We start from the raw sequence: 22519 nt of genomic DNA on the forward strand, positions 1-22519 counted from the left end.
CGTCCGGCCCCTCGCTTAGGCTCGGCGTTCCTTCGTTCCGGCATTCATCTGGGGGCATCGCCTCCGGTCGGCTTCGCTTCGACCTCCTCTCGATGTGTTCGACTGCGTCGAACGGCGCTGCGCGCCTACCCCCCAGATGAACACCTCCACTCAGCCTGCCGAAGGGGCGGGTGGATCAAGATCACAAGCTGCAGGCGAGCTAACGCTCGGCCTGTTGAGTGGTGAGGGGCGAAAGGCTTACCCGATTCCCTGTGGGAGCGAGCTTGCTCGCGATGGCGGCCTGACAGCCGACCAATCATTCGCAGATGGACACCGTTCCACTGTAGGAGCCGAGCTTGCTCGCGAAGGCGGCCTGACAGCCGACCAATCACTCGCAGATGTACACCATTCCACTGTAGGAGCCGAGCTTGCTCGCGATGACGGAGCGTCAGCCGGCCAATGTCTCGCAGATGGACACCGTTTCGGGCATTGCATTCAAAAACCATCACCCACAAAAAAGGCGACCCCCTCACAGGAGTCGCCTTTCCTTTAACCGCCGCTAAAACTTACTCGGACAGTTTGTACGCAATCACGTAGTCACCTTGCTTGGTGCCCAGCGACCCGTGGCCGCCTGCAACAACAAGCACGTATTGCTTGCCGTCCTTGCCGGTGTAGGTCATCGGTGTGGTTTGTGCACCTGCTGGCAGGCGACCTTCCCACAACTGCTTGCCGTTTTTCACGTCGTAGGCGCGCAGGTACTGGTCGAGGGTGCCGCTCAGGAAACCAACGCCGCCAGCAGTGACGAAGGTCCCGCCCAGGCTAGGCACGCCCATGCTCAGCGGGATCGGAACCGGTGAGCTGTCGCGCACGGTGCCGTTTTTGTGTTTCCAGATGATTTTGCTGGTGGTCAGGTCGACCGCTGCCACGTAACCCCAGGCCGGTGCCTGGCACGGCAGGCCCAGTGGCGAGAGCAGGGGTTCGAGGATGACGCCGTATGGCGCGCCTTTGTTTGGCTGCACGCCTTCGGTTTCGCTTTTGCGCGGGCCTTGGGCCGCGATTTCGGCGGCCGGGATCATTTTCGATTTGAACGCCATGTAGTCCGGGTTCATGAAAGCAATCTGACGCACCGGGTCAACCGAGATGCCGCCCCAGTCGAACACACCGAAGTTGCCTGGATACACGATCGAACCTTGCAGCGATGGCGGTGTGAACGGGCCGTCGTAGCGCATGGATTTGAAGTCGATCCGGCAGATCAGTTGGTCGAACGGGGTGACGCCCCACATGTCGCGTTCTTTCAGCGGCGGTGGCATCAGGTTCAGGTCGGATTTCGGCTGGGTTGGCGAGGTGTGATCACCTTCGACAGCGCCTTGTGGCACCGGCACTTCGTTGATCGGCACGATCGCCTGGCCAGTGCTGCGGTCCAGCACGTAGATGCTGCCTTGCTTGGTGGACGCGAGTACCGCCTGTTTAACACCGTCTGCGGTTTTCAGATCCATCAGGGTTGGTTGGCCGCCGACGTCCATGTCCCACAGGTCGTGGTGGGTGAACTGGAAGTGCCAGCGAACCTTGCCGGTGGCGATGTCGAGGGCGGTCAGGCCGGCGGCGTGCAGTTCCGATTCAGGGGTGCGAGCACCACCGAACTGGTCCGGGGTCTGGTTGCCCATCGGCAGGTAAAGCATGCCGAGTTTTTCGTCGACGGCGAACATGGACCACATGTTCGGCGAGTTGCGGGTGTAGACCTTGCCTTCGGCAATCGGCGTGGTGTCGTCCGGGTTGCCGCTGTCCCAGTTCCACACCAGTTTGCCGGTGTGCACGTCGAACGCGCGGATCACGCCGCTTGGCTCGTCGGTTGAAACGTTATCGGTGACGTGGCCGCCAATCACCACCAGGTCTTTAGTGACCGCTGGAGGTGAGGTGGAGTAGTAACCGCCTGCAGTGAAGCCGCCGATGTTGGCGCGCAGATCAACCTGGCCCTTGTCGCCGAAGTCTTCGCACATCTTGCCGGTGTCGGCGTCGAGGGCGATCAGACGGGTGTCGGCAGTCGGCAGGAAGATCCGGCGTGGGCAGACGTTGCTGACCGGCGCAGGGCTGGCAGTGCCGGTCGGGCTTTGCTCGGACGCGTAAGCGGCGTCATCGTGATACGTCACGCCACGGCAGGTCATGTGCGCCCAACCCTTGAAGTTCGCCGCGTTTTGCGTGGAGAGCTTCGGATCGAAACGCCAGATTTCCTTGCCGGTGTCTGGGTCGAGCGCGATCACCTGGCTGTGCGGCGTGCAGACGTAGAGCATGCCGTTGACTTTCAGCGGGGTGTTTTCGGCAGTGGTTTCGCCCGGGTCGTTCGGCCCTGGCAGGTCGCCGGTGCGGTAGGTCCAGGCCGGAACGAGCTTGTTCACGTTCTGCGGGGTGATCTGTGTCAGTGGCGAGTAACGATCGCCATGGGCGCTGCGGCCGTAGGAGTTCCAGTCACCGTCGGGCATGGCCGGGGCGGTGTTGGTCATGCCTGGCACGCTGTCGCGGTCCAGTTGGCCTTTGATTTCACCGGGGTTGGTGAACTGACTGGCGAGCGCGGCAACACCGGCAATCGCCACGGCAGCGCTCAGCGCACCCGTGCCGACCGGATTGAACTCACCGCGATGCAGCGGGCGGCGGACCCACGGCAGCAGCATGACGATACCGATGGCAAACAACATCGCCAGACGCGGCACCAGTTGCCACCAATCGAGGCCGACTTCCCACAGGGCCCAGATGGTGCTGGCGAACAGCACCGCAGCGTACAGGCCCAGCGCAGAGCGGCGGGCAGCGATCAGCAGCACGCCGGTCAGCGCCAGGCCGATACCGGCCAGCAGGTAATACAGCGAGCCGCCGAGCATGCTCAGCTTGATCCCCCCGGCCAGCATGGCCAGGCCCATTAGCAGAAGCAGGATACCGAGCAGGCTCGGCAGCAGACGGCTTCGACTCAAAGCACCATCAGTGCTCATAGTGTGGTTCTCCGTGACGTTTTAAGTAGTCCCGCGCAAGTTCACTGTAGATGACGATCCGGTGCGGGCAGGGTTCATGTAAAAAGTGTTGGGTTGATGTAACCCTTGTAGGAGCAGAGCTTGCTCGCGATGGCGGTGTGTCAGGCAGCGCCAATGTCAACTGACACTCCGTCATCGCGAGCAAGCTCTGCTCCCACAGGATTTGTGGTGTTGGTTAGAACGATGACTGGATCTTGATCCCGCCAATCAGCGCGTCATCGACCTTGTCCACGCCACCGGGGTGGCGGATGTATTGCAGGTTCGGGCGCACGGTCAGCCAGTTCGTGACGTGCACGCCGTAATAGAGTTCGGCGCTGTATTCGGTGTCCTGCGGTGGCAGGAAGGATGGGGCGTCGTAGTCGAAGACCGCGCGGGCCTGATTGGTCGCCTCGGCGTTCTTGCGATAGGCCGGGTTGACGTGGACGCGAGCCAGGGCGAAACCGATGTCGTCCTTTGCGCGTGCATCGAACAAGCCTTTGTAGACGACGCCTGCCTGGACATAGTTGTCGATGGCGTTGGTCTTCTTGTCGTGCATCGTGCCGTTGGCGAACACGCTCAGGCCGCGGGAGTTGTCGCTGGCGCGGCTGGTCAATTGCTGCTGCACACCGAGCCACACACCGTGTTTGCTCGACGCGCTGCGGTAAGCCTCGCCACTCAAGGCAGCCGGCTGACCGTTGCTGTCCTTGTAAGCGTCAGTGGCGTTGGCACTGCTGTAGTAATAGCCGGCGCGGTATTCACCCGGCAGGCCATTGAGCTTCGGCGACCACACCAGTTCCACCGGCAGGATCGCGCCCTGGGTGCCGCTGCCGCTGAGCTTGAAGCCATTGTCGCGATCAAGGTTCGACGGGTTTTGCTCGTAGGCGCCGACCTGTGCATACAGCTCCGGCGTCAGGTGATATTTGACCCGCATCGCCCATTGGCTGACCGGCCAGTTGTACCAGATGCCACCGACCCAGTTGCCGACCTGCGAGCCGCAGAACGCGAGGTTCTGGAAGTCGCAGGGGAAGCTGTTGAAGTCTTCGCCTTCGCCAAAACGACCGACCTTGATGTCGAGCTTTTGATCGAAGAATTTCTGCTGATACCACATCTGCGTCAGGCGCCAGGTCTGGCCACGGCCCCAGACTTCCTGAGCCGAGGTGAACCCGCCCACGCGCGGATCGTTGATGCGGTCGTTGCTGATGTTGTTGCCGTTGCGCTCGGTGATGGTCAGCTGAAACTCGGCGTCGTCCCAGCCCAGAATCTTCTGCAAGTCCATGTGGGTGCCGAGGGCAAACTGGTCGCTGTAGCGAGCGGTGCGGTCATGGTCGTAACCACCGTGCAGATTGCTGCCCATTTCGCCGGTGTAATCGACTTTGAAGTCGTAGCCTTTTTCCGAAAGTTCGGTGCGCGTGCCATTCCAGTCGCCGAGCATCCATGGCGACTCGCTATCGAAGGCCGGAGCGGCCTGGGTGCAAGTGGCGAGGCCCAGCGCGGTGAATCCGCCAATCAGGGTCAGGGCTTTTCGACCAGCAATAGCGGTGCAGACAGCGCTGTCTCGCGAAGTTTGAAGATAAGGCATAGGGGAAGTAATTCTGGGTCTTTTTCTGGGAAGTGAACTGAAGCGGCAGTATGTCGCGGGCAGAAGAAACGTTTCAGCTTGACGGGCGCAAGGATAATGTCCTGTTACAAATAGAGAAAGCGCTTTTACTGACATGGAGCGTTTCGGATTTGGTAACAGTCCCAGTCGGCACAACGCATTCCGTAGGAGCATGGCTTGCCAGCGATGGCGTCCTCAAGATCGCCATCGCGGGCAAGCCTCGCTCCTGCAGGTCCGGGTGCGTTCTTTTGCAGGTCACCTACATTTAACGGAGGAACACACAGAGCGCTTCCACCCGACCACACCCTCGGCTAAGGTGCGCGGCTTCCCATTCTTTCACCGCTCGAAGGCCCGGCATGACCGAACAGAACAACAACCCGCTGCACGGCGTGACGCTGGAGCAAATCCTCAACGCGCTGGTTGAACACTACGAATGGTCGGGGCTGGCCGAGCGCATCGATATCCGCTGCTTCAAGAGTGACCCGAGCATCAAGTCGAGCCTGACATTCCTGCGCAAAACCCCATGGGCGCGGGAGAAGGTCGAGCGCTTGTACGTGAAGCTGATGCGCACCAAGCGCCCGGTCTGAACATGGTCAACCCACCGACGCCAGGTTCTGCCGCGAGGCGTCGATTTGTGGCCGTGGCGGCGGTGCTTGGCTGGGCAGGACTGAGCATTCAGCTGTACTTGATTCTCTACTCACGCTGGACGCTGGCGGCCAGTCTGCTCGGCGGGCTGGTCAGCTTCTTCAGCTATTTCACCGTGCTGACTAATACGCTGGTGGCGACCGTGCTGACATGCGAGCTGACGTCCCGCGAGTCGGCGGCGCGACGCTGGTTTTTGCAGCCGTGGGTGAGTAGCGGCATTGCCGTGAGCATCGCCGTGGTCGGGCTCGCGTACAGCCTGTTGTTGCGCCATCTGTGGCATCCCGAAGGCTGGCAGTTGCTCGCCGATGAGTTGCTGCACGACATCATGCCGCTGCTGTTTCTGGTGTATTGGTGGTGTTGCGTACCCAAAGGCACATTGCGCCTGGGGCACATTGCCTTGTGGGTGATGTATCCGCTGGTGTATTTCGCTTATGCACTGCTGCGCGGGCATCTGCTCGCTGCTTACCCGTACCCGTTCATCGATGTGAGCACGCTGGGTTATCCACAGGTGTTTCTCAATGCCGCGGGGATATTGGCGGGGTTTGTGGTGATCGCGTTGTTGGTGGTGGGACTGGATCGCTGGCGAAAACCGAGCTAGCGAACACCACCGAACAACTGTGGGAGCGGGCTTGCTCGCGAATGCGGTGTGTCAATCACATCAATGCTGAATGACACACCGCATTCGCGAGCAAGCCCGCTCCCACAAGGGGGGCGTCGAGGTTGTTATTCCTCGTCGCCGTCATCCAGCCGCCAGTAACCCACGGCTTTGACGAACTTTTCATCCAGCCTATGCTCATCCAGCAACACCCGGCGTATCTGCCGCGACATTTTGGTTTCAGTCGCTACCCACGCATACAAATTGCCACTCGGCACTTGCAGCTGTTTCACGGTGTTCAGCAAGTTGTTTTTCCCGCCCTCGCGCAATACCCAGATCACATTGACTTGCGCGGCGCTTTCCAGACGTTGCTGCTCGGCGCCGTTCTCTACTTCCACAATCACCAATGCCCGGCGATTGGCCGCCAGGCCTTCCAGCCGCCGAGCGATCGCAGGCAGGGCGGTCTCGTCACCGATCAGCAAGTAGCTGTCGAAGATATCCGGCACGACCATCGAGCCGCGGGGCCCGCCGATGTGCAGGAATTGGCCGGGTTTGGCCTGCTCGGCCCAGGTCGCGGCAGGGCCGTCGCCGTGCAGCACGAAGTCGATGTCCAGTTCCAGCGTGTCGAGGTCGTAGCGGCGCGGCGTGTAGTCGCGCATCGCCGGCATCGGCCCGTTGTCTTTGCCGGCACCGAGCACCAGGGTTTCCAGGGCGGCTTGTTCCGCCGCGTTTTGAGGAAACAACAGTTTGACGTGGTCGTCCGTGCCGAGACTGACGAAGCCCGCCAGTTCCGGCCCGCCCAGCGTGATGCGGCGCATGCGCGGGGTCAGGTCGACCACCCGCAACACTTCCAGGCGACGGCGTTTGATCTCGTGGCTGACACGGTGAATGGTTTGCACGATCACTTCAGTCATTCGGCTTGCTCCTGAACGGGTTGAACGGCAGGGCCATCGACGATGGCTTTGGCGGTGTTGTTAAGCAGGTCGCGTACCCGCAGGATTTCTTCCAGGCTCCAGCGGCCGTGATGCATCTGCAAGGCATGACGCAAGTTGTGCACCGCTTCGTGGATCTCGGCGGGGCGGTCATGGCCGCGCAATGAGCGCTTGCTGACCTCGATGCGCATCCGCACGCCGTCCAGTGCGATCGCCTGATCGCTTAACGACAGACGTCCGGCATCGGTGATGGTGTAGCGTTTTTTCCCGCCCTCGGCGTCGCCCAGGATCATCTCGCTTTCTTCAAGGAAGGTCAGGGTCGGGTAAATCACACCGGGGCTGGGGCTGTACGCGCCGTCGAACATGCTTTCGATCTGGCGGATCAGGTCATAACCGTGGCAAGGCTGCTCGGCGATCAGCGCCAACAACAGTAATTTCAGGTCGCCGGGGGCGAACACCCGTGGTCCGCGTCCACCGCGTTCGCGGCCGGGGCCAGGGCGTTTCTCGAAGCCGTCGCGGCCGTCGCTGTGTTCGCGGTGGGGGGAATGATGGTCTCTCATTTTCCTTCTCTCTCGTCGTATTTAGATACAACTTAAGATATATCTTAAGGCGTAAGCAAGGTGTTTTTTGGGCAGCACCTTTCAGGCGACGAGTGGCAGGCAACCTTAGCGTTGACTTTCAATTGGCCTGGCACGCTTATTCTTTAGTGACTGCGAGTTGAGAATTAATTAAAGTCATTGCTCTAATAATAATTATTGGGTTTATCTTATAAAAGTCCTCGAAAGCCTCAAGTTTGTTAGTTGAAAGCGCTGTATGGTTTTTCCCGAAAAACTGTAGGTAGGGCGCAGCCTACAGTTGTTGTGTTGTGATTCTTGTTTTTGTTCTTTTTTCTGGCTGGTCATGGGGGCGATTAACTACGCGATTGTCGGAAGTTGCTTGCTTATTTTCCAGAGCGAACAGTCGATCATGGTCTGGCGTTGGAAGTGCAGGTAAACATGACCGAACCTGGTCGGTGTTGTTTGAACTTTCAATGATCTAATCACTTAAAGAAAACAGGTACTAATCGATGTTCAAAAAAATCGCATTTGCTGCTCCTTTGGCCGTCCTGGCACTGGGTTCGTCCATGGCATTCGCCGCAGAACCGATTAACCAGGTCATCAACATCAAGGCGTTCGTTCCTACTTCGCTGTTCAATGTTGCGCCGCAAAACCCGGATTTCGGGCGTGACGAAACCATGACCCGGCAGGGCAGCGGTGATCTGACCACCGTACGTGGTCTCTTCAACATGAAACACACCGACCCGAAAGGTGCCATCAACGCACTGATCGATGGTGACGCGGCGCTGTACAACGGCCGTGACAGCATTCCATTGACGGTTACGATTGGTGGCGTTGAATTGGGCAGCACCACTACTGAAGTCGTTAACCAACTGGACTCCGTACCGGGCGTGCAACGGGAAATGGTCATCAAGGCCCAAACGCCGACACCGACCCAGACGGGTGATTACTCCACCAGTTTTGCCGTGATATTCGAACCTGTTATCAAGCCGTAATTGAAATATCTTTTTGAATAAAGTTTTTTATTCAGCGGTCTTGCCCACTTGTCATCACTGGATGACAAGTGGGCGCCGAGTTCTTATGTAATTGAGATTTCAGATCATGTTCCCGATGACTCCCATCGCGACTGCGCTCGCACTTTTTTTGTGTGCCAGTGCCCTCGCTGCCCCCACTAACAACGACAACACACCGCGCAGTCTGCTTGCGCAGGCCAAAGGGTTGCCGGCGGAATTCGAAGAGCACTTCTTCGATGTGCCATTAGCGGTTCGGGTGGAGCGTGATCAGCAGTTTCTCGGTGAGGCGATGATCGTTTTGACCAAAGATGATCGTGTCACCCTGATAGATTTTACCGACGTTGGTGACAGTCGCATCCCCGCCAGTGAGCGAGAGGTCTGGGCCACTTACCTGAAACAAGGCGTTGCCTTGGGTGCCTGCCAGGGCAGCTGCCCGGAACAGATGCAGGCGGTGCATTACAACCTGCAGAACTCGTTGCTCTCGATGGCCACCGAAAATGCCGAGCGCGATGCCGAGACCCCGCGTTATTACGAATTACCCGACGGCGGCAGTACTGGCCTGATCGTGCGCAACCAGCTCAACCTCAATGGCGGCCAGGATCAGGACCTGGGTGGGCGCTATGGTCTTGAGGCCAGCAGCAGCCTGGGTAACTGGACCCAGCGGGTGAACCTGCAACTGGCCCGGCTCGGAGGCCCGGATGACAAGCTCTATCACGCGGTTCACGAGTTATACAGCCAGCGGGAATTGCAGGGCAGTTTTCTGCGACTCGGCTATTTCACCCCCAACTCCGAAGGCCTTACCCGACAACTGCGCTCGTTTGGTGCCAGCCCCGATACGGCAGCAGGCCTGATGTACGGCAGCTCCGACAGTCTGGCGATCAACAGCTCGGCGCCCAGCATTTATCCGATCTACGTCACGGCCAACCGCCAGGCGTCGGTGGAGATTTTTCGCAACGGCGTCTTGATCAACACCCAGGCCGTCGGTGCTGGCCTGCAAACCCTCGATACGCGGTCATTGCCCGGCGGCATCTACGAAGTCGAGGTGCGGTTGATCGAAGACGGCCAGATCACCTCGACCACCCAGGAGCTGGTGTACAAACCCACCAACTGGCGCAACCACGATGAGCGCTGGCGCTACAGCCTGTTCGCCGGCCAGGAAAGCAAATTGTTGAGCAATTGGGATCAACAGTCCCATGGCGATTTGACGGCCGGTGCGGCAGTCAATTACCTGCTGCATCCGCGGGTGATTCTGGGGTTGTCGGCGCGTCAGCTGCAGGACAAACAGCAGTATGGTTCGTCGATCGACTGGACCCTGGCCAACAACACCAGCCTGTACGCCAACCTCTATCAAACCAAAGACCACGGCACCGGCATGGACCTGCAAGCCCTCTACAACTACGGCTCAGGCAATCTTTTCGCCACGCACACCCGCAGTTGGCTGGACACCACCAATACGTATGAAACCTTGCCGGACGGCACACGCATACGCCAGCGCAACGTGTTCACCGGCCAGACCAGCAACAGCTCACTGGCGATCAACCATCGGCTCAGCAGCAAGAATTCATTCAATGGTCGGGTTTCCTACAGTGAGGGCAACACGGAAGGTGTCGCGCTTGATCTGGGCTGGTCGCAAAGAACCCGGTTGTTCGGCAGTGACGCCAGTTGGCGCTTCTCGGTATTCGACCGGCCGGGCAGTTTCAGCAGTGGCGACGAACGTAATCGCGGGGTCGACCTTAGCGTCAACGTGGCGCTCGGCGGACCGGGTGAACAATGGTCGGGCAGCATCGGCACTCGTACGGCCCGGGAGGGCGGACGCGACAACAACGGCTCGCTGACCTACAGCAAAACCCTTGAAGACCACGTTCTGCAAAACGTCTCGGTCACGGCCCTCGCCGACACTTATGGCGTGGGCCTGTCCGGACTCGGCAGTTTCAGGACCGACACGTTCAATGGCGATGCCTTCGTCCAGCGGTCGTCCTACAACGGCAACTACACCGGCGGCTTGAACTTCGACAGCACCGTGGCCGTGGGCGGGCAGCACATCGTCATGAGCAGCGAGCAACACCGCGGTGGCGCCGGGATGATCATTGATGTGGAAACCGATCTCGATGAGATCGCCCTGCGAGCCGACGACTTCAGCGGCGGCAGTGCGACGCTGCGGCCCGGCCGCAACTACGTGCCGCTGACCGCCTACAAAAACGGTTCGGTCAGCTTCGACTTCGAAGGCAATCACGTGCCGTCGGCGAGCATTCAGCCGCCGCGCACCCGCTATCACCTGAACAAGGGCGGGGTGGATTACAGAAAGATCACCGTGAGCAAAACCCTGACCGTGCTCGGTCGGTTGCTCGACCCCCAGGGCAAGCCGCTCAAGGGGCACCACATCATCAATCATGCCAGTCGTGGGGTGACGGAAGTGGACGGTTTCTTCTCCATGGAAATGAACGCCGGTTCGCCGACGCTGGAAGTACGACGCGGCGAGCAGTTGCTGTGTCAATTCCGGCTTGATCCGAGCAAGGCCCGCACTGAAAACAACCTGTTGCTGATCGGCGATCTTCGGTGCACCAGCGATACGTTGGCGCAGGGGCCCGACACCCTTCATGCACCGGGTTGATGAGCGGTTCAAGGACTTAATCAAGGCTGCTCACAGATCACTACCAAGAGGACAAGAAAATGAATTATCGATGGGCACTGCTGTTTGCTGGCTGGTTGCCGCTGATGGCCAATGCGGGGCCGGCGATCAATGTCGGGGTGGTCTACGACTACCTGGACGCTGACAAAAGTACGTACTTGAAACGGGTGTTCAACGGCGGCGATGCCACGGCCTTCGTCAAGGTCAATATCCTGGAAATCGTCTATGACGCGGATGGCACCTCGCGGGAAATCCCTCTGACGGCTCAGGTCGAAATGGCTGCCCGCAACGGTCTGATGGCCAGCCCCGCGCGCTTGATCGTTCCGGCCAACGGCATGCAGGGCACCCGTCTGGTGTACATGGGCGAGCGGGACCGTGAGCGTTATTTCCGGGTGCGATTTGTGCCTGTCGTGCCGGAAAAGGAAGACGAGTTCGCCGTGTCCAGCGACGAGCGCGACGCGTACAAAAAAGGTCTGTCAGCCGGGGTCAATGTGCTGGCCGGTTACGGCACGATATTTTTTGTCCGGCCCGAGCAAACACGCTTCGACAGCACGATCGATGACGGCCCGGGTCAGTACCGGATCCGCAATCAAGGCAATTCGGTGGTGGTGATCGATGAGTTCAGGGACTGCTCGGCCAAGAACGAATCCGACTGCCAGCCGACCACCAAGCATCACATCCTGCCGGGCCGCACATTCGAGTTCGACAAACAGAGCGGTCGCGAATATCGCTTCACGATGATCGAAGGCAAGGCGACGAAGGTGCTGGAACTCAAGGGCTGAAGCTCGCTGCGCAAGTGCCCTTATTGACCGTGTCAGGTGACAAATCATGTTCAAGGCAACACTCGTAACTACATCGCTGGCGCTGCTCATAGCGGTCAGTGGCGTCGTTCAGGCGACCACCTTCCGGGAAATCTTCGAGGTGGCGGTGACCATTCCCGTCGCGGAGTTTTACGTGATCCCGTCGGAGCCGGGCTGGATTCATCAGCAACAACTGCTGCCCTATAGCCCGATAACAAACCGGTTGGCTCCGTTGCGCAAAAACTTCGATGTGAAAAATACCCACGGCGGTATTTCCGCCAGGCTCAGTGTCGAGCCGTATCTGAGCAATGGCCAGGCCGGTGACGACATTCCCTTGATCGTGACGTTCAACAGTAAGCGACTGACTGTGGACGCCGAAGAGGTGATTTCCGAACTGGATGGCCGGGCCGGCAGGCGCGTAGGTCTGGAAGTGGCCGCAGTGGAAGTGCCGAACGGTTATCCGCCGGGCAGTTACTACGGCAGCGTGCACATGATTTTCGAGGCCTTGGCGCCTTAGCTGGACGTGATGGAAAACGCTCTGAAGGTGAATCGCAAGACCGCCTTGAGAACGGCCACTTTGCTGCTTTTCAGGACCCAAATGATGTATTTAAACAAGAGAATCACAAAGAACCGTGCTTCGGTACTTGCTCTCGGGGCGCTGTTGTTTCTGCACGCGCAGGCTACCAGTGCCGAAGACCTCGTCTATGAAATCGAGGCGTTTTTTGCGCCGAATGCGAACAAACCGACTGAAAACATATTTAAAAATACCACGCCAATAAGCAGCATTTGCCGGGTTCATATTCCCGCACAATGCCAAAGCCTGAACATTTTCAGTCTTCGATTTGACGGGTTTGCCGCAGACAGCACAGGGCCCTTTCTGGCCAACCATACAAACCCCAGAGAAGGAGCAATGTTCAAGGTTCCTTCGACGTTCAAAGACGTGGTGGTAAATCATGTCGGTACGAACAGAACGGAGGTTGTTCAAATGCGGATTGCCGGCGTCGGCTCGTCGTGGAGAATGCCTCGACCACCTGGGGTCAGCGCCTGGGGATTGGGGGAGGGAGGGGCGGGCTGGGACCAACAATGGCGGGAAGCCCCCAGCCCGTGCATGAGAACTGGCCATCTGGCGGCAGGCGTCCAAGACGCCAGTTTTTTCTGGATTGTGCCGGAGGGGGCGGGTGCCTGCAGCCGGCAGCCGACGATGGACGTCAATTGGTTCACTCTGCGCTCACTTGAATTTGCCTACGAACTCAAAACGCCCAATCCATTGGGGATGGCCGACGGGCAGTACACAGGCAGCACGAGTTATTCGGTGGGTCGAGGTAATGACTTCGATTTCGGTGATCTCATGAATGTCGTGAGCGGTAATACTTTCAACTTCAACTTCACCCTCACTGTGGAGCATCAGCTGAAGATCGAGGTTCCACCGGGCGGTAATAAAGTCGAACTGGTTCCCCAGGGCGGCTGGCAAGCCTGGCTGAATCAAGGACGCAAACCGACGCGGTTGTTCAGGGACCAGACCTTCAGCATTTCGTCCTCCTCGGCTTTTAAAATGACGTTGGAATGCCAGCATCAGGCTGACAACACCTGTGCCTTGAAGGATCCGGTGTCTGATCAGACGGTGGCGCTGGATATTGCCGTGAGCTTGCCCTATGGCTTGAACAGCCGTGGCGGAGAAGCCGTCAAAAGCCGTCCCTTGCGTCTGGATGGCGTGGGTACTGATTTCTTCCAGCCCGCTTTTTATGTGAGTCGTGGGGAGGGAACGCTGCACTTCGAAGTCGGACGCGACGAAGTCGAGAAAATGCTGGTATCGGGTGTTACCAATACGTATTCCGGCGATGTCACGGTTATCTGGGATTCGGAAGTTTGATAGAAAACTGTGGGAGCGCTCAACGCTGCGCCGTCTCGACCGGCAGGCACATCGTGTGGCCACCCGGTTGCAGGTACGGCGTCAGAATCGGCGCCATCCCCTTGAGCACTTGCACTGGCAAGGCCGAGGTGAACTTGAACGCTTCGGCCGATTGCCCGGGCACGAACGCAGTCATCGTGCCGAAGTGACGATCGCCGATGAAGAACACGAAGGTTGCGGTGCGGTTAATGGATTTCGAACTCAGGATTCGCCCACCCGAACCGAAAGCTTCGATGCGGTTATCGCCCGTACCGGTCTTGCCGCCCATGCCCAATGCTTTGCCATCGGGCGTCACGAAACTGCCGGACACGCGCTTGGCCGTACCGGCATCCACCACCTGCGACAACGCTTCACGCATGGCCGTGGCCACCTCGGAAGGCATCACCCGTTTACCGGCATCCGGATTATTGATCAGCTTGGTTTCATACGGCGTGTTCGCTGCAAAATGCAGGCTGTCGATGCGCAGTGTCGGCATGCGCACGCCGTCGTTGAGGATGGTGCCGATCAGTTCCGCCAATGCTGCCGGACGGTCGCCGGAACTGCCGATGGCCGTGGCCAGCGACGGCACCAGGTGGTCGAACGGATAGCCGACTTTCTGCCAGCGCTGGTGAATGTCGAGGAACGCCTCGATCTCCAGCATGGTGCGAATGCGGCTGTCGCGGGCACCCTTGTGACGGCTTTTGTACAGCCAGCTGTAGACTTCCTGGCGTTCGAACTGGCTGGCTTTGACGATCTGGCTGAACTTGGCGTCGGGGTTGTTCAACAAATAGCCGATCAACCATAGATCCAGCGGGTGAACCTTGGCGATGAAGCCTTGGTCCGGCAAGTCGTAGGCGCCAGGGCCGTAGCTTTCGTAGAGCCGTTGGAGGCGTTCGTCGGTCAGTTTTTCGGTGAGCTTGGCGCCTTTGAGGTGCGAGCGCACGAACATGTTGAAGCTTTCCTGACTGGCCTGTGGCAACAGATAACGATGCACCGCGGCCATGCGGATCGGGGTCGGGCGCATGCTGTCGAGGAAGGTCTCGAGCCGAGCCTGGGTGTCCTTGTTCTTGTACTTCTTCCAGAACTTCAGCAGGAACGACGTGCCTTCGCGGTCGGCAAACGAGGCCAGGTATTCCTGGCGGCGAGGGTCGCGGTCGTCCTTGAGCAATTCGGCGCTGCTATTGGCGCCGGAATACGTGGTGTAACGCACCAGGTCACGCATCAGCCGAATGAACGGCAGGTTGATCGACTCACGCAGGGCATCGCGCAGGGTAGGGAGGCGGCCGTTGTCTTCTTTGCGAAAGTTAACGAATGTGTGCAGCCCGCCACCGGTGAAAAAAGCTTCGCCGGGACTGGCCGAGTATTTGCGATCCAGCGCCGCGCCGAGCATGCCTGGCAAGTTGTGGTCTTTGTTCTGGATCAGGTAATCGACGGCCCAGCGACTCAGGCGGTCCTGTTCAGGGACGTCGACCTTCTTCAGTTCCGGGACGGTCATCGTTGCGTATTTATCGTGCAACTCGGCGATGATCTGCAAATAGGTGGTCATCACACGCATCTTGGCGGTGGAGCCCAGTTCCAGCTTGCTGCCTTCATTGATATCGAACGGCTGGTCGGTGCTGTCGGTTTGCACCCGCACCCGCGAGCCGTCCGGGGTCAGTTCGAACAGCGTGAAGCTGTAGCGCACTTGGGTGGTGCTGGTGGGGGTGAGCAGGCGTTCGCCCATCAAGCCGATCTGCGCTGCAAACACAGGGTCGGCCAGATGCTTCAGGTACTCGGTAGCCTGGGTTTGCAACTCGCCTTGCAGGGTGCTGGTGGCGGAAAGATCAAGGCGATCGAGGTCGTACAGCGGACGGTTGAGCAGCCCGCCCAGGCGACTGCGTGCCACGCTGATGCCCTTGTTGGTTTCGATCGGCTGAATGGTTGGCTGTGTCTGCCAGTCGCGATAGATCACTTTGCTGGTCAATGCCGCTGCCGCGAGTGGCGCATCGATCACGCCATTCAGTGCCAGCAGGCGAATGTGGCTGTCGGTGAGTTCGGCCAGTTCATCGTGCCCCTTGGTCAGGTAGTGGGAAGGGCGGCGCTGGGCAATCATCAAAGACAGCATCTCACGCAGGGCCAGACCTTTTTCCGACATGCTTTTCGGATCTGTCTCCTTACTGGCCAGCCGCTCGTTGGCCTGGTTGAAATCGGCGCCGTACCAGACGCGCAAACCTTCGGCCATGCCATGCACTTCACCGTGGCCCGGTACTGCCGACAGGGGCACGCTGTTGAGGTAATCGCGAATCACGTTCTGCCGGGCTTCGAGGGTCTCCGGTCCGGCCTGATAGGCGCGCACGCTGGCAGAAATCATCTGACGGATTTTTTCCGCGCCCGACACGGTCAGGCCATCGGGCGAATGCCGGTACTTTTCAAGTTGCGTTGCCAGGGTACTGCCACCCGCCGACTGGCCCGGCAGGTGCAATAACTTGGCGACCTGCGACCACGCCGCCATGCCGAACCGAGGCCAATCCACCGCGGGGTTGGCCCGGGGCTGACGGGGGTCGAGCAGAAAGCGGTTTTCGATGAACAGCAAACTGTTGACCACCACGGGGGGGATCGCCGCAAAGCTTGAATACAGTTGTTGTGGGTATTTGTACTGGTAAAGCGGTGCCGCACGGCAATCGGTGATCGACAATCCAGCCTGGATTTTCTCCGCGTAGGGCACGAAAAAGCCATTGTCGGTGTAGTCCATCAACTTTTGGGAAAACCGGGTCTGGGACGCCACAACATAGTCACGCTTGATCAGACGCGGCAGGAATTCATCCATGGAGCTGTAGCCCAGACGCATGTCGAAAGGACCGGCGCCGGGATAGTGAATGGCATCGCTGGGACCGGGTTTCAGCTCGTAGCTCAGGGTGGCGGCGTATTGGCTGAGTTCCCGGGATTGAAACTTCGACGTGCGCATTTCCTTGGCCGCGGCCAGCCCGAGGACAATCAGAATTATCAGCAACAACAACCAGAACGCCCCCCAACCGTGCTTCGTACGGCTGCGAGGGGGTTTTTCAGGTATAGGCGCTTCATCCACACGTTCAGTCGGAACCACATTTTTTCTCGGATCGGTTTGCCACAAAACGCCCATAGTCGACTGATCCATTCACGCAGATTGAGAGGACTTGTCTGAAGCTTAGACGGTGGTTGGCCTTGGTGAAAAAATTGTGAATACACAAATCTTGAATTTTCATCGTCAAGTCCCGCTTTACGGCTACTGCGCAACCGAACGGGGATAAAAGCTGCTGGCGAGCTAACGCTCGGCCTGATGAGTGGTGAGGAGCGAGGCGGGCATGCGCTAATGCCGATCAGTTAAGGAACGACACAGTCCGTAGCAGCTGGCGCAGCCTGCGTTCGGCTGCGCAGCAGTCGTAAAACCTGAGTTTGCGGTCTTCCTGAAACACCGCATCGTCTGATTTCACGACTGCTTCGTCCGAACGCGGCCCGAACCGAACGCAGGCTTCGCCAGCTGCTACGGATCGCGTTTTGGTTTATTCCCTCTCGGCTTGGGTCATCGAAGCCCAACGCGCAACCCAGTAAGGTATCCGCCGCCAATACGGCATGGGCATCGGCTTACGCACCGACTTCCCGCGTAGCGCGGGAGCGGAATAAAAAATGGGCACGCCAACGAGGTTGGGTGCCCATTTTTTATGCCTGACGAATCAGCTGACTCGATTTTGAAGCTTGGCGAAAATCGCCGCCATCTCGGGTTCATCCAGATGATCCAGCATTCGCTCCACCAACAAATGCACGCCGTCAGCCATGCGGCTGAGCGCCAAGGCTACGGAGCGGCGGGAACCGTCCACATCGTCGGCGAGGTTGGCGGCGATGGCGCTGATGGACAGCAAATCTTCCGAGGCATTGGCGAGAAGGGTTTCAGGGTGGATGCCCGGGCAGACGCTGAAGAGCTGGCCGTTGCGTTTTGGTGGTTTGGGATCGGCTGGCGGGAAGTGATGGTCGAGGGCGCGCTCGGCGGCTTCGTTGAGTTTGTTTGAATCAGGTTCGTATGGGGAGACCGGATCAGTATCCGGCGGATTTGGAGTTACCTTGAACATGTCTTAGCTCTCTCTTGAGTGAGGCTGCAACCAGTTCGCGACTAAACGAAAGGGAGGCAGCTGTGCACAGGTTAGTCGACCGACGAGCTAAGAAATCGGCGCACCCAAGAGTGCCCTGCGCACAGCCACCATAAGTACAGGGATGGGATACCTGACTAATTGGAACTATGCGACTTAGCAACGACGGGCGACTAAACCCGACCACTGATGGGCAGTGGCAGGGAAACGATAGAGGCCAGGGCTAAGGCGCACAAGCCGGCAGATTCTGGCGTAGCCGTAGGCAAAGACGCAAGGTGTTGTAGCTTGCAGGAAGTAACCTTGAGGCGTTTTAAACAAACGCCGTCGAGCGGTGTTTAACCATCGGAAATGTTGGCAAGAAAGAATCTTCCATGCGTCTTATCCGCTCGCCATCATGAGAAGTGGCACCCACAATCTAAACCTTGGCACTCACCTCACTGCGATTCACCAACGCATCCAGCGCATCATTCAAACTCGATGCCTTGTCGCCAATCAGCAGATGCCAAACACCACCGTCCAGCTGGCTGACACCCTGACACCCCAGCGCCTTCAAATCACACTCCGACAACGCCTTGCCATCCGCCAGTTGCAGCCGGATCCGGGTCATGGCGATGCAGTCCATCTGCAACACATTCTCGCCGCCACCCAAAGCATTCAGCCATTGCTGTGCTTCTGAATTCGCCACCGCCGCAGGTTTCGGCGCATCGATAACAGCAGGAGCGGAGGAAACAAGTGCGCGCCCCAACGCAGGCATCGCCAAGCGAATCTCATCGGCAATGCTGTCTGCCATCGGCCCGACCACGACCTGCAAACTCCCACCCTTGCCCGGACGCACAACCGCCATCGCACCCAACACTTTCAACTCCGCATCGTTCGCCTTGTTGCGATCCACCATGTCCAACCGCAACCGAGTGGTGCAGGCGCCCACGGTGATCAAATTCTGCGCACCACCCAGCGCCTTGATGTAAGCCCCGGCGCGTTCATTCTCGGCGATGACTACTTTGTCGCCATTCAGAGCATCTTCACGCCCCGGCGTCTTCAAGTTGAACCGACGAATGCAGAAATCAAACACCACGTAGTAGATCACCGCATACGCCAACCCCACCGGCACGACCAGCCAGCCATTGGTGGATTTACCCCAGCCGAGGATCATGTCGATAAAGCCACCGGAGAAGGTAAAGCCGAGGTGGATGTTCAACAGGTTGGTGACGGCCATCGACAAACCCGTTAGCAGTGCGTGCAGTAAAAAGAGCAGCGGTGCGAGGAACATGAAGGCGAATTCGACGGGTTCGGTGACGCCGGTGAGGAACGAGGTGAGCGCCATGGACAGGAAGATCCCGCCCATGACTTTGCGCCGTTCCGGCAGCGCATTGCGGTACATCGCCAGGCACGCGGCGGGCAGGCCGAAGAGCATCATCGGGAACATGCCGGTGGTGAACTGGCCGCCCTTGGGGTCTCCGGCAAAGTAGCGCGAGATATCGCCGGTCACGAGGGCGCCCGTGGTCGGGTCGGTGAAGTTGCCGAAGACGAACCACGCCATGTTGTTGATGATGTGGTGCAGACCGGTGACGATCAGCAGGCGGTTGAGCACGCCGAAAATGAAGGCCCCGATGCTGCCGCTTTCCAGCATCAACACACCGAAGCTGTTGATCCCGTGTTGGATCGGCGGCCAGATCAAGCCAAAGATGACGCCCAGGCCGACGGCGGCGAAGCCGGTGACAATTGGCACGAAGCGCCGGCCGCCAAAGAACGCCAGGTACTCCGGCAGTTTGATGTCCTTGAAACGGTTGTACAGCGCGCCCGCCATCAAGCCGCTGACGATTCCGGCGAGCATGCCCATGTTGATGCTCGCGTCGAGCACCTTGAGCGTGGAGATCATCACCAGGTAGCCAATCACCCCGGCCAACCCGGCGGTGCCGTTGTTGTCCTTGGCGAAACCGACCGCGATGCCGATGGCGAAGATCATCGCCAGGTTGGCGAAGATCACCTGGCCGGCGTCGTGGATGATCGCGATGTTCAGCAGGTCGGTGTCGCCCAGGCGCAGCAACAGGCCGGCGATCGGCAGGATCGCGATCGGCAGCATCAGCGCGCGGCCGAGGCGTTGCAGGCCTTCGATGAAGTAGTGGTACATGGCGGATCTCCCTGGGTTCTTGTTTTTGTTGTTGTGAGCTCAGCTCAGAGGCCATTGCTGGTGACAGGCGTGACGCACAGCAGCAGCGCTGCTCAATTTGAGCAAGTCCTGGCTGATGCGTCGGCATTCGCTCGCGTCCAGGTGACGGACGCGGTCCTTGATTTCACCGATCTGCACTGGGCTGATCGACAACTCGCTGACGCCCAGACCAATCAGTACCGGCGTGGCCAGCGGATCGGAGGCGAGCGCGCCGCAGACACCGACCCAACGGTTGTGCACCGCAGCGCCGGCGCAGGTCTGGGCGATCAGTCGCAGCAATGCCGGGTGCATGGCATCGACCCGCGAAGCGAGACCGGCGTGGTCGCGGTCCATGGCCAGGGTGTATTGCGACAAGTCATTGGTGCCGATGGACAGGAAGTCCGCATGCTCTGCAAGCTGCTCGGCCAGCAGGGCGGCGGCGGGGACTTCGATCATCACGCCCAGTTCTGGACGCTCAAGCACACCGAGCTCAGTGCACAACGCATCGAGACGCTGGCGGATGTGCAGCAGCTCATCGACTTCGGTGACCATCGGCAACAGGATCCGGCAGCGCGACAGCGGGCTGACATGCAGCAAGGCGCGCAGTTGCTGATCCAGCAATTCCGGGCGGACCTGAGCCAGGCGAATACCGCGCAGGCCGAGTACCGGGTTGGCCTCAACCGGTAGCGGCAGGTAGTCGAGTTGTTTGTCGCCGCCAACGTCGATGGTGCGGATGATCACCGACTTGTCGCCCATGGCGTCGAGCACGGCTTGATAAGCAGCGCGCTGTTCCTCTTCGTCCGGCGCGGTGTTGCGGTCGACGAAGAGAAACTCGGTACGCAGCAAGCCGACGCCGTCGGCGCCATTGGCCAGGGCATCAGCCGCTTCGGCGCTGGAAGCCACATTGGCGGCGACTTCAATTTGCAAACCGTCGAGCGTCAGCGCCGGGGTGTGAGCCTGAGCCTGTTGTTCGGCGCGGCGCTGTTGATGATCGAGTTGCGCCTGATGCACTTCGGCCAAACGTTCTGCATTTGGCGTCAGTTCGAGGCGACCACCATCGGCATCCAGCACAACCGCTTGGCCTTGCTGCTGATCCAGCAATGTCGAACCCAATGCAACGATGCACGGCAGGCCTTTGCCACGCGCGAGAATCGCCACGTGGGAAGTCGCGCCGCCCTCGGCCATGCACAACCCGGCGACACCTTGCTGACTGAGTTGCAGCAGATCGGACGGCGTCAGTTCATGCGCGGCGACGATGGCGCCGGCTGGCACGTCGTAGTGCCAGGTTTCGCCGAGCAGGGCGCGCAGCACGCGTTGTTTGAGGTCGCGCAGATCGTTGGCGCGTTCTGCCAACAGCGGGCTGCCGAGTTGCTGGAGCACCTCGCACTGCACGTCGATCGATTGGCTCCAGGCGTGGGTCGCGGCCATGCCCTGGTCGATGGAGGTGTTCGCTGCGTTCAGCAGCGCCGGGTCTTCGAGCAGTGCGAGGTGCGCGGCGAAGATCGCTTCTTCGTCGGTGTTTTTATGTTTCCTGGCTTGGGCCAGCGTGTGGTCGATTTCACTGCGTACGACGGTCAGCGCGGTGTCGAGGCTTTGCAGTTGTTGCTCGGTATCATGGTTGCCGACGTCCACCGGCAGGCTGATTGCGTTCAAGCGGAACAGCGACCCGGCAACCAAACCGGGCGCGGCACAAACACCGTGCAGCACGCCTGCTTCGGCAGCTCGAGTGCGTCGGGCAAGCGGTGTCGGCGCGGCGGCGTGGCTGTCTTCGGCCAGCGCTGTGGATAACGCGATCAGCAACGCTTGCAACGCTGCTTCGGCGTCCGGGCCCTGGCAGCTGACCTGAACCTCGTCCTGTTCGCCAACGGCCAAACCCATCAGTCCGATCAAGCTGTCGCAGGTCGCCGATTTGCCAGCGAAATGAAGCTGCGATTTGCTCTTGAAACCTTGCGCTGTCTGACGAATCAGCGCTGCCGGACGAGCATGCAGCCCGCCGCGATGGGCGATACGAATGTGGCCGTGAATCTCTTCCCCGGATAGCTCCGCTTCAGCCTGCGCTCCAGGTGTGTGCCGACGAATGATGTGCAGCAATGGCTCGCCAACTTTTACCGACTTCAGCGTGATGGGTCGCGCCTGAAAGTCCTGGCTGTTGGTCAGGATCATCAGGCTGACCAGGCTTTTGCACTGCTGCGCGACCTTGTCCAGGTCATAGCGCAACAGCGGCTGGCCATTGCTGACCCGCGCCCCTTCCTTGACCAGCATCGAGAAGCCTTCGCCCTGCAACTCGACCGTGTCGAGGCCCAGGTGCAGGAGCAATTCGGCGCCGTTGTCGGCACGCAAGGTGACGGCGTGGCCGGTGCGGGCGACGTGCACCACGATGCCGGCGCACGGGGCGTGGAGGGTGTCGTTCAGCGGGTCAATGGCGATCCCGTCGCCCATGGCGCCGCTGGCGAACACCGGGTCCGGGACTTTGGCGAGCGTGAGCACCGGGCCGCTGAGCGGGGCGCTGAGGGTCAGCTCTTTATTATTGTTGTGCATGGCTCGGTCTCATCAGTAAAAACGGTTCGGATCAACTCGCCCCTGTAGGAGCCGAGCTTGCTCGCGATGACGGTGTTTCGGTCGCAGATGATGCATTGGAT

Annotated in this window: 15 protein-coding genes; 7 read left to right on the forward strand and 8 right to left on the reverse strand. The window is 59.5% G+C overall.

What is annotated here, in order from left to right; all coding sequences use genetic code 11:
• Window positions 1-545 precede the first annotated feature (545 nt).
• Together CKW16_RS27325 and CKW16_RS27330 are read right to left on the reverse strand one after the other, a co-directional pair.
• The gene (locus tag CKW16_RS27325; protein WP_095132272.1) at window positions 546-2957 is read right to left on the reverse strand and encodes a glucose/quinate/shikimate family membrane-bound PQQ-dependent dehydrogenase; all 2412 of its coding nucleotides are present in this window, start codon (window positions 2955-2957) and stop codon (window positions 546-548) included.
• A gap of 214 nt (window positions 2958-3171) precedes the next feature.
• On the reverse strand, window positions 3172-4554 hold the full coding sequence (locus CKW16_RS27330) for a carbohydrate porin (RefSeq protein WP_095132275.1): 1383 nt from the start codon (window positions 4552-4554) through the stop codon (window positions 3172-3174).
• 374 nt (window positions 4555-4928) lie between these two features.
• Between CKW16_RS27330 and CKW16_RS27340 the strand changes: the two genes are divergently transcribed.
• Both CKW16_RS27340 and CKW16_RS27345 read left to right on the forward strand, forming a co-directional pair.
• Window positions 4929-5159 carry a VF530 family DNA-binding protein gene (locus CKW16_RS27340; protein WP_007944895.1) on the forward strand — a complete coding sequence of 77 codons (231 nt, stop codon included), beginning with the start codon at window positions 4929-4931 and terminating at the stop codon, window positions 5157-5159.
• Between the two features lie 2 nt (window positions 5160-5161).
• Entirely contained in the window at window positions 5162-5815 is a 654-nt protein-coding gene (locus CKW16_RS27345) for a Pr6Pr family membrane protein (protein WP_095132279.1), read from the forward strand.
• A 125-nt stretch (window positions 5816-5940) separates the two neighbouring features.
• On the opposite strand, the gene CKW16_RS27350 is transcribed toward CKW16_RS27345, so the two are convergent.
• Both CKW16_RS27350 and CKW16_RS27355 read right to left on the reverse strand, forming a co-directional pair.
• Complete coding sequence (locus CKW16_RS27350; protein ID WP_095132282.1) at window positions 5941-6726, reverse strand: siderophore-interacting protein; 786 nt, start codon at window positions 6724-6726, stop codon at window positions 5941-5943.
• Window positions 6723-7304, reverse strand: coding sequence for a PadR family transcriptional regulator (locus CKW16_RS27355; protein WP_095132285.1), 582 nt, complete (start codon window positions 7302-7304; stop codon window positions 6723-6725). The genes CKW16_RS27350 and CKW16_RS27355 overlap by 4 nt, the downstream gene beginning before the upstream one ends.
• 506 nt (window positions 7305-7810) lie before the next feature.
• Between CKW16_RS27355 and CKW16_RS27360 the strand changes: the two genes are divergently transcribed.
• From CKW16_RS27360 to CKW16_RS27380, 5 genes are all read left to right on the forward strand, one after another.
• Complete coding sequence (locus CKW16_RS27360) at window positions 7811-8296, forward strand: CS1 type fimbrial major subunit (protein ID WP_095132287.1); 486 nt, start codon at window positions 7811-7813, stop codon at window positions 8294-8296.
• Window positions 8297-8402: 106 nt separating this feature from the next.
• Entirely contained in the window at window positions 8403-10925 is a 2523-nt protein-coding gene (locus CKW16_RS27365; protein ID WP_095132289.1) for a TcfC E-set like domain-containing protein, read from the forward strand.
• A gap of 59 nt (window positions 10926-10984) precedes the next feature.
• The gene (locus CKW16_RS27370) at window positions 10985-11725 is read left to right on the forward strand and encodes a pilus assembly protein (RefSeq protein ID WP_095132291.1); all 741 of its coding nucleotides are present in this window, start codon (window positions 10985-10987) and stop codon (window positions 11723-11725) included.
• A 46-nt stretch (window positions 11726-11771) separates the two neighbouring features.
• Window positions 11772-12260: a CS1 type fimbrial major subunit gene (locus CKW16_RS27375; RefSeq protein WP_095132292.1), complete on the forward strand. Its 489-nt coding sequence runs from the start codon at window positions 11772-11774 to the stop codon at window positions 12258-12260.
• Window positions 12261-12269: 9 nt separating this feature from the next.
• The gene (locus CKW16_RS27380; protein WP_256580550.1) at window positions 12270-13613 is read left to right on the forward strand and encodes a hypothetical protein; all 1344 of its coding nucleotides are present in this window, start codon (window positions 12270-12272) and stop codon (window positions 13611-13613) included.
• Window positions 13614-13632: 19 nt separating this feature from the next.
• Here CKW16_RS27380 and CKW16_RS27385 read toward each other — a convergent pair whose 3' ends face one another.
• The 4 genes from CKW16_RS27385 to ptsP all read right to left on the reverse strand — a co-directional run bounded on the left by CKW16_RS27385 (window position 13633) and on the right by ptsP (window position 22418).
• Complete coding sequence (locus CKW16_RS27385; protein WP_095132294.1) at window positions 13633-16749, reverse strand: transglycosylase domain-containing protein; 3117 nt, start codon at window positions 16747-16749, stop codon at window positions 13633-13635.
• A 571-nt stretch (window positions 16750-17320) separates the two neighbouring features.
• A complete protein-coding gene (locus CKW16_RS27390) occupies window positions 17321-17713 on the reverse strand; it encodes a DUF6124 family protein (protein ID WP_095132296.1) in 393 nt (130 codons plus the stop codon).
• A gap of 433 nt (window positions 17714-18146) precedes the next feature.
• Complete coding sequence (nagE, locus tag CKW16_RS27395; RefSeq protein ID WP_095132298.1) at window positions 18147-19862, reverse strand: N-acetylglucosamine-specific PTS transporter subunit IIBC; 1716 nt, start codon at window positions 19860-19862, stop codon at window positions 18147-18149.
• A gap of 39 nt (window positions 19863-19901) precedes the next feature.
• Entirely contained in the window at window positions 19902-22418 is a 2517-nt protein-coding gene (gene ptsP / locus CKW16_RS27400) for a phosphoenolpyruvate--protein phosphotransferase (protein WP_095132301.1), read from the reverse strand.
• Window positions 22419-22519: the final 101 nt, after the last annotated feature.

Source organism: Pseudomonas sp. Irchel s3h14, from assembly GCF_900187425.1.
GTDB lineage: Bacteria > Pseudomonadota > Gammaproteobacteria > Pseudomonadales > Pseudomonadaceae > Aquipseudomonas.

Bases quoted from the DNA above. Each gene is read 5' to 3' on its own strand.
- CKW16_RS27330 (WP_095132275.1), bottom strand. From the start codon at position 4,554: ATGCCTTATCTTCAAACTTCGCGAGACAGCGCTGTCTGCACCGCTATT.
- CKW16_RS27360 (WP_095132287.1), top strand. From the start codon at position 7,811: ATGTTCAAAAAAATCGCATTTGCTGCTCCTTTGGCCGTCCTGGCACTG.
- CKW16_RS27350 (WP_095132282.1), bottom strand. From the start codon at position 6,726: ATGACTGAAGTGATCGTGCAAACCATTCACCGTGTCAGCCACGAGATC.
- CKW16_RS27355 (WP_095132285.1), bottom strand. From the start codon at position 7,304: ATGAGAGACCATCATTCCCCCCACCGCGAACACAGCGACGGCCGCGAC.
- CKW16_RS27380 (WP_256580550.1), top strand. From the start codon at position 12,270: ATGGAAAACGCTCTGAAGGTGAATCGCAAGACCGCCTTGAGAACGGCC.
- CKW16_RS27370 (WP_095132291.1), top strand. From the start codon at position 10,985: ATGAATTATCGATGGGCACTGCTGTTTGCTGGCTGGTTGCCGCTGATG.
- CKW16_RS27325 (WP_095132272.1), bottom strand. From the start codon at position 2,957: ATGAGCACTGATGGTGCTTTGAGTCGAAGCCGTCTGCTGCCGAGCCTG.
- CKW16_RS27385 (WP_095132294.1), bottom strand. From the start codon at position 16,749: ATGGGCGTTTTGTGGCAAACCGATCCGAGAAAAAATGTGGTTCCGACT.
- ptsP (WP_095132301.1), bottom strand. From the start codon at position 22,418: ATGCACAACAATAATAAAGAGCTGACCCTCAGCGCCCCGCTCAGCGGC.
- CKW16_RS27375 (WP_095132292.1), top strand. From the start codon at position 11,772: ATGTTCAAGGCAACACTCGTAACTACATCGCTGGCGCTGCTCATAGCG.
- CKW16_RS27340 (WP_007944895.1), top strand. From the start codon at position 4,929: ATGACCGAACAGAACAACAACCCGCTGCACGGCGTGACGCTGGAGCAA.
- CKW16_RS27345 (WP_095132279.1), top strand. From the start codon at position 5,162: ATGGTCAACCCACCGACGCCAGGTTCTGCCGCGAGGCGTCGATTTGTG.
- CKW16_RS27365 (WP_095132289.1), top strand. From the start codon at position 8,403: ATGTTCCCGATGACTCCCATCGCGACTGCGCTCGCACTTTTTTTGTGT.
- CKW16_RS27390 (WP_095132296.1), bottom strand. From the start codon at position 17,713: ATGTTCAAGGTAACTCCAAATCCGCCGGATACTGATCCGGTCTCCCCA.
- nagE (WP_095132298.1), bottom strand. From the start codon at position 19,862: ATGTACCACTACTTCATCGAAGGCCTGCAACGCCTCGGCCGCGCGCTG.